The 6874-nt window shown below is 57.6% G+C and carries 6 protein-coding genes; 1 reads left to right on the top strand and 5 read right to left on the bottom strand.

Features of this window, described 5'->3' with window-relative positions; translation table 11 throughout:
* The 5 genes from HQL56_17160 to HQL56_17140 form a co-directional block, all read right to left on the bottom strand.
* On the bottom strand, positions 1–753 hold a 753-nt coding region (locus HQL56_17160; GenBank protein MBF0311248.1), incomplete at its 3' end, for a hypothetical protein.
* Positions 754–1053: 300 nt separating this feature from the next.
* Complete coding sequence (locus tag HQL56_17155; GenBank protein MBF0311247.1) at positions 1054–1938, bottom strand: CoB--CoM heterodisulfide reductase iron-sulfur subunit B family protein; 885 nt, start codon at positions 1936–1938, stop codon at positions 1054–1056.
* The gene (locus tag HQL56_17150; GenBank protein ID MBF0311246.1) at positions 1935–2525 is read right to left on the bottom strand and encodes a 4Fe-4S dicluster domain-containing protein; all 591 of its coding nucleotides are present in this window, start codon (positions 2523–2525) and stop codon (positions 1935–1937) included. Before HQL56_17150 ends, HQL56_17155 begins: the two co-directional genes overlap by 4 nt.
* A gap of 13 nt (positions 2526–2538) precedes the next feature.
* On the bottom strand, positions 2539–4749 hold the full coding sequence (locus tag HQL56_17145) for a hydrogenase iron-sulfur subunit (GenBank protein ID MBF0311245.1): 2211 nt from the start codon (positions 4747–4749) through the stop codon (positions 2539–2541).
* Positions 4750–4751: 2 nt separating this feature from the next.
* The gene (locus HQL56_17140) at positions 4752–6020 is read right to left on the bottom strand and encodes a CoB--CoM heterodisulfide reductase iron-sulfur subunit A family protein (GenBank protein ID MBF0311244.1); all 1269 of its coding nucleotides are present in this window, start codon (positions 6018–6020) and stop codon (positions 4752–4754) included.
* Positions 6021–6240: 220 nt separating this feature from the next.
* Here HQL56_17140 and HQL56_17135 point away from each other — a divergent pair.
* Positions 6241–6874: insulinase family protein (locus HQL56_17135; GenBank protein MBF0311243.1), on the top strand; the 634-nt coding region annotated here is incomplete at its 3' end.

Raw genomic sequence — 6874 nt, 5'->3', positions numbered from 1 at the left:
TTCAAAAGGAGGTTGGTTAGAGACTTGTTCTCTGTTTCTGATGGAAGTATAACCAATATCAATAACAGACGGAAAGATATCCAAAAAGATCGTGCGTATAATAGTAAACCTATCCAGGAAATTTGATTGAAGAATTATTCCTTTTAGTATTGACGGTAAAGAAATTGCTGTTTCTAATCTTGAAATATCGTGATACTGTTCATTAAGGGTGCTAATTGTCGCGTAATCGATTTGAACTGGAAAATGTAAAAACGGCGTGAGTTTGTTGTAAATTAATCTACTTAAGGCTGTGTGTAATGGTCTGATTGTTTCTTCATTGTATAATAGAGTGATCGCACTTTCTGTGAGTTTTAGCGCTGGAAGTCTAGTACCATGATATTCGAAACTATTTTCGTTTCGGTCCACAACAACCCGTGAGTCGTCGACTATTCTCTCTTTAATAAATATAGGTTGGTTTGTGTCGGTGCCCTTTGAGGGTGTGAAGTTTGGAGAAGGATTTATTTGGGGGGAGAATGAAACCTCCGCTTCCCATGTATAGAGTTTCTCCCCCACCTGAAGGGTGATGTTCCAGGAGCAGCCATTGGCTTGAAACGCATCTTTTATCCCAGCGGAGCGAACCGTATCAATAGCAGAAAGTATCAGAGACTTGCCAACACCGGAAATCCCGACCAACAGGTTGAAGTCACCCAGTTCAAAATGCTCCAGTTCCCAGTTGTGCCAGCGATCCTTGAATTCGAAAGAGAGTATCGTCATGGAAGTGAACGCTCGCTCCGCTGATCGGGAAGGAATTGTTTGATATGGCATTAACCTCTTGACAGGTTAGCCGATTTGAAGGGAAAAGCAAGGGTGTTCCCTTGGCTTTCTCCGTTGTTCGGACCGGCCTTCTCCGGGGTGATGGGAAGCCCCTGGGGGCTTCCTGAGAGGAAAGGATAACACCTCGGGGCTCTGCCCCGAACCCCGCCGGGGGGGATAATCCCCCCCGGACCCCCGTATGAATCAAAAAACAAAAAAAGCCCCGTTTGGGGCTTTTTTTGAACATCAACAGCAACCGTATCAGGCAAACCGCTTCAACGCATCCGCCGAAACCACCTGCTGATCCAACGCCGCTTCCTTCCAGCTCCCACCCCACGACAAGACGAACAACTGGGAATAGTACAGCACCGGAATATTGAAATTGGTGCCGAACAGCTTGTTCACCTTGCCCTGATAAACCTCCACATTGAGCTGACACACCGGGCACGGGGTGACAATCGCTTCCGCCCCGTTGGCGGCCGCGTCCTGAAGAATGTCCTTCACCAAAGCGCACGACTTCTCATTCTCCGAGAAAGCCAACGCGCCCCCGCAACAGGCCACCTTCTTGGCAAACGGCACCGCCGTGGCGCCCGTGGCTTCAATCATCTTGTCCAGATAGGTCGGATTCTCGAAGGAGTCCCCACAAACACCGAAAGGCCGGTTGGTCTGACAGCCCACATAACCCGCCACCTTCAAACCCTTCAGCGGCTTCTTCACCTTGGACTTCAATACATCCCAACCGAAATCCTCGATGAGAACTTCCACCATGTGGCGCGACTTGAGAGAGCCGTCATACGACAAACCCGCCTCCTTGAGGGCCACATTGAGATCCGATTTGACCTCCGGCTCCTCATGAATGCGCTCGTTGGTCTCCCGCAACGCCAACCAGCAGGCGGCACAGGTGGCCACCACATCCTTGGAACCCTGCTGCTTCTGCGCCAGGGCGAAGTTGCGCGCCGTCAGGGCCATGCGCGGCAACTGCCCGCCACCGGCATAGCCGATGGAGGCGGAACAGCAGTTCCAGTCATCGATCTCATTGAGCTTGATGTCCAGAATGGCGCACATGCTCTGAATCGAATGCTCCATATTGTAAGCCGAGGCCCTCTTTTCGGAGCTGCACCCGGTATAGAAAGTATACTCTTTCATGCGCCTTTCTCCCTCTTCTCCTCAAGCTCCCGCGCCTTCTTCAACATGGCTTCGAAACCGGCAAAACCCTTGATCTTGCTGCGGAAGGGCAGGGGGTTGAGACGACCCGTCTTGAGCATGCCCAGGGCGGAATCCTTCATCTCCAACCCGTTCTGAATGCCCTGAGCCAGCCCGTCCACGAAATAGAGCTTCATGGTCAGCGCCGCTTCACCCACCCGGCCGGTGCTGACGATGTTCTCCCAAAAGATGTTCTTGGCAAAACGCGCCGTCACCTGATTCGGCTTGACTTTGCCCTTCACCACCGCATACCGGGCCAAACCATGCACGATGTGGGTGATGGGAAGACCACGCGGGCAGCGCACGATGCAGTTGTAACACGAGGTGCACATCCACATCGAATCGCTTTGCAACACCTCGTCCATCTTGCCGGAACGCACCATCTGGAACAACTGACGCGGACCGAACTCCCAATGGGGACCGAGAGGGCAGGAGCCGGAACAGACGCCGCATTGCATGCACATCTTGATCCAATGCCCCATCTCGGCATTCTTGTATACTTCCTTCGCAAAGGAGAGGTCATAAGCCATGTCCGGAATCTCCTTAAAATTCCTTGTAGGGATTGGGATCCAGTTTCGAGAGGTCATCCGCGAACGATTGGATGACTCCCGGCAGGCGATCCGCATCCAGGATGTTCACCTCCACCATGCGCACCCGGGTCGATTCGAGCTGCAACCGGTTGAGGGTCTCGGAGACTTTGCTCAAACGGATTTCAGCCAGCGCCGAACCGCGCACGTTATGGCACTGATAGTCATCCCCATGTTTGCAACCCATGAGCATGATGCCGTCGAAGCCGGTGGACATGGCGTCGGCGATCCACTCCAGACTCATGGAGCCCATGCAGCGCAGGGGAATGACCCGCACGTAGGGGCTGATGGCGGAGCGGTTGAAACCCACCATGTCGAGGGCGGGATAAGCGTCGTTTTCGCAGGAGAAGATGAGAATGCGGGGTTTTTCGTCGTCCGCCGGGGGAATCTCCACCTCTTTCAGCATGGAGCCGATCATGCTCACGCTGTAGTTGGCGAAGGAGATCACCTTGGCCGGGCAGGCCCCCATGCAGGTGCCGCATCGACGGCAACGGGTGGGGTTGAACTGCGGATTGCCCTTGGCATCCTCGTTGATGGCCCCGAAGGGGCACTCTTCCGTGCAGCGCTTGCACTGGGTGCAGCCTTCCTGCCGGAAGGAGGGGAAGGAGAGGTCGCCCACACGCGGATGGACCGCCGAACCGCGAGCCACCGCTTCCACCACCTGAATGGCTTTCAGAGCGGCGCCGGAAGCGTCTTCCATGGTGTCCTTGATGCCCATGGGACGACGCGCCGGACCGGCGACATAAATGCCGGTACGACGGGTTTCGTAGGGGAAACAGATGAAGTGGGAATCGGGAAAGCCCCACTTCAGACCGGGCAGGCTCGGCCCCTGGCGATAGTCCAGGTTGAGAACCCGTTTGGCGGCTTCGGATTCCATGTCCTGGCCGACCGGCGAGGGCACGTTGGGATCCTGCACATCGACGTTGGGCACCATGCCCGTGGGCAGAACCAGCAGGTCCACGTCCAGGTTTTCGTCGCTGCGCACCAGCTTGTCGTGGAAAGCGACCTTCACGCCGCCGCCCGACTTGCCTTCCACCTTCTTGACATCCGCCTTGACGATCACGCTGCCGGAACGCTGGGCGGAACGGTAGAACTCCTCCATCTGTCCGGGAGTACGCATCTCCTGGAAGAGGATGGTGGTCTCGGCCTCCTGGCCGAACTGCTCGTGAACATACATCGACTGCTTCAGGGAGTAGGTGCAGCAGGCTCCGGAGCAGTACTCCAGATGCTTGGCGTCCCGTTGTCCGGCGCAGAGCGAAAAGGCCACCTTCTTGGCGGGTTTGCCGTCGGAGGGACGAGTGAGCTGGCCGTTCTTGGCCATGACCTCGAACTCCATGGCCGTGACCACGTCCTTGCACTGCCCGTAACCCAGATCACCCAGCTTGTTGGCGTCGTAAAGTTCGAAGCCGGTGGTCACCACGATGGATCCGACCCGCTCTTCGTGGGAGGTTCCACCCTGGTTGATGGTCACGTCGAAGAGACCGGGGGCGCCGGAGGTGCGACGCACCCAGGCATCCTTGTAGATCTTGATGTTGCCGTCACCCTCTACGGAGGAGACCAGGTCGCCGATGAAGTTGGCTTCCGGATCCTGGTAGGGGGCCTTGGTGGGGGAGATCTTGTGCATCTGGTTGAGCTTGCCGCCCAGAACGGGGGACTTCTCCACCAGAATGGCCTGATATCCGGCGCGGGAGACGTTCTGCGCCGCCGTCAATCCGGCCAGACCACCACCCACCACCAGCACGGTTTTGGAGAACCCGGCATCCTGGAAGGGCTCCGGGGCATTCATGCGCTTGACCCGAACGCAGCTCATGCGCACATAGTCGGAGGCCATCATCTGGCGATCTTCCTTGGCATCCTTGTCGGTGCCGGGTTGAACCCAGAGGACCTGCTCCCGCAGGTTGGCCCGCTCCAGCAGCGGCGTGCCGAAACGGAAGGTATCCACATGAACCCGGGGCGAACAGGCGGCGATGACCAGGGCGTTGACCCCGTTCTCCTGCATGTCCTGACGAATCAGGGCCACCCCTTCGGGACCGCACAGCAGGGGATGGGTGCGCACCACCGGGATCTTCTGCTCTTTGGAGGCCACCTTTTCGAGGCCGGCGATGTCGAGACCGTCACCCAGTCCGCAACCGCTGCAGATGTAACAACCGATCTTCTTCTCTTCCATGGTCAGCGTCCTCCTGCCTTGGCCACGCTCTGAATCGCCCGCATGGCCGCCGCCGTGCCGGACTGTACCGATTTGGCCACATCCAGGGGCCCACTCGCGCAGCCGCAGGAGTAGACACCTTGCTCTTGCCCGATCACGAACCGATACTCGTCAACCTTCACGCCCGGCGCCGGCTGGGAGGCGTTGTTGGGCTCCATGCCGGTGGCCAGCACCACCATGTCGAAGGTCTCGGCGTAGCGTTCGCCGGTCAGGGTGTTCTCCCCGACCACGATGGGATTCTCCGTGCCCGCTTCCTGATCGATGCGCGAAGGCTTCGATTTGATCCAGCGGATCTTGGCGTCGGCCTCGATCTTTTTCTGGAAGCCTTCGTAACGGTCCATGGCGCGCAGATCGATGTAGTAGATGGTGATCTCGGCGTTGGGATACTGCTCCCGCACGTAGGTGGTCTGCTTCATGGAGGCCAGGCAGCAGATATAGGAGCAGTAGGGGAGATAATTGTGATCCCGCGATCCGGCGCACTGGATGAAGGCGATCTTGTTGATCTCCTTGCCGTCCGAGGGGCGCCCGATCTTGCCGCCGGTCGGTCCGTAACGGCTGGCCATGCGCTCGAAACGCATGTTGGTGGTCACGTTGGGGAAGCGACCGTAGCCGTAGGGACGGATCTGTTCGGCATCGTAGGGTTTCCAGCCCGTGGCCCAGACGATGGAGGCGACGGGAACTTCGACCAGACGATCCTGCATCTCCGGCTCGATGGCGCCCACCGGGCAGACGGAAACCAGCTTCCTGGCCTCTTCGCTCTTGGCGTAACCGGCTTCCATGAAGAAGCGGTTGGGGAAGGCCATGTTGTGGCTGTTGCGAATGGCTTTCACCTTGCTCTGACCGAAGTTGAAGGGATCCTCGACTTCGACGGTGCAGGCCTTGGCGCATTCGCCGCAAGCGGTGCATTTTTCGTTCACGAAACGCGGCGCCTGACGCAGCTTTACCGTGAAGGCCCCTTCACTCCCCTTTACCTCTTCCACCGTGGTCATGGTATAAAAGGTGATGCGGGGATTGTTGCGCACGCGCTGGAAGTTGATCTCCAGCCCGCACGCCGGGGTGCAGAGCTTGGGAAAGTACTTGTTCAGCTGGGCCACGCGACCGCCCAGGTAGGGGTTCTTTTCCACCAGAATGACTTCGTAGCCGACTTCCGCGGCCTCCACGGCGGCGGTGAGGCCGCTCATTCCGCCTCCCACCACCAGGATCGTCCGGTTCGTGGCAGTACCATCCGCCATATCGCACCTCCAAAGTGCCTGTGAGCCAAAAGGTCCGACGCTGTGTCGGGGTGTTGCTGCAATTTTTTTGATCCCTTATAAGAGCCCTCTTGCATGAGGCTCTTATATTCTGATTTTCTTATCGACGAATTGTAGGAGCGGTGAGCCGGAACGGCAATACAAATTCTATTTATTTATGCATTATAAAATCCGTTTATCGAACGTCAACCCGGGAGTCTGCATGTCCACCTCATCTTTCGTCTGTCTGCAACGCCAATCGGTCAAGGCTCTGAACATCGAGGTGGAGTCGTGGCTCCACGAGGCCACGGGCGCCAGACATCTGCATCTGGGCACTGCGGATGCCCATAACGCCTTCATGGTGGCGTTTTTGACGGTTCCCGAGGACTCCACCGGGGTGGCCCACATTCTGGAGCATACCACCCTGTGCGGCAGCGAACGCTACCCGGTGCGGGATCCCTTTTTCATGATGTTGCGGCGCTCGCTGGCCACCTTCATGAACGCCTTCACCGCCAGTGACTGGACGGCGTATCCCTTCGCCAGCCAATCCCGCAAGGACTTTTTCAACCTGCTCGACGTTTACCTGGACGCCGCCTTCTTCCCGCGTTTGGACCGACTCGATTTCCTTCAGGAGGGCTGGCGTCTTGAGCCGGTGGAAGGGGAGAAAGGAGTGGCCTTCAAAGGTGTGGTCTTCAACGAGATGAAAGGGGCCATGGCCAATCCGGCGCGGGAGTTGTGGGAAGGGTTGTGCGGACAGCTTTTCCCCACCTCCACCTACCGGTTCAACAGCGGGGGTGACCCGGAGGTGATCCCGCAGTTGACCTGGGAGGCCCTCAAGGCCTTTCATGCCCGCCACT

This window comes from Magnetococcales bacterium (genome assembly GCA_015231925.1).
Taxonomy (GTDB): domain Bacteria; phylum Pseudomonadota; class Magnetococcia; order Magnetococcales; family JADGAQ01; genus JADGAQ01.
Note: the sequence above shows the minus strand (reverse complement) of the source record. Positions and strands in the feature narration are given on the sequence as shown.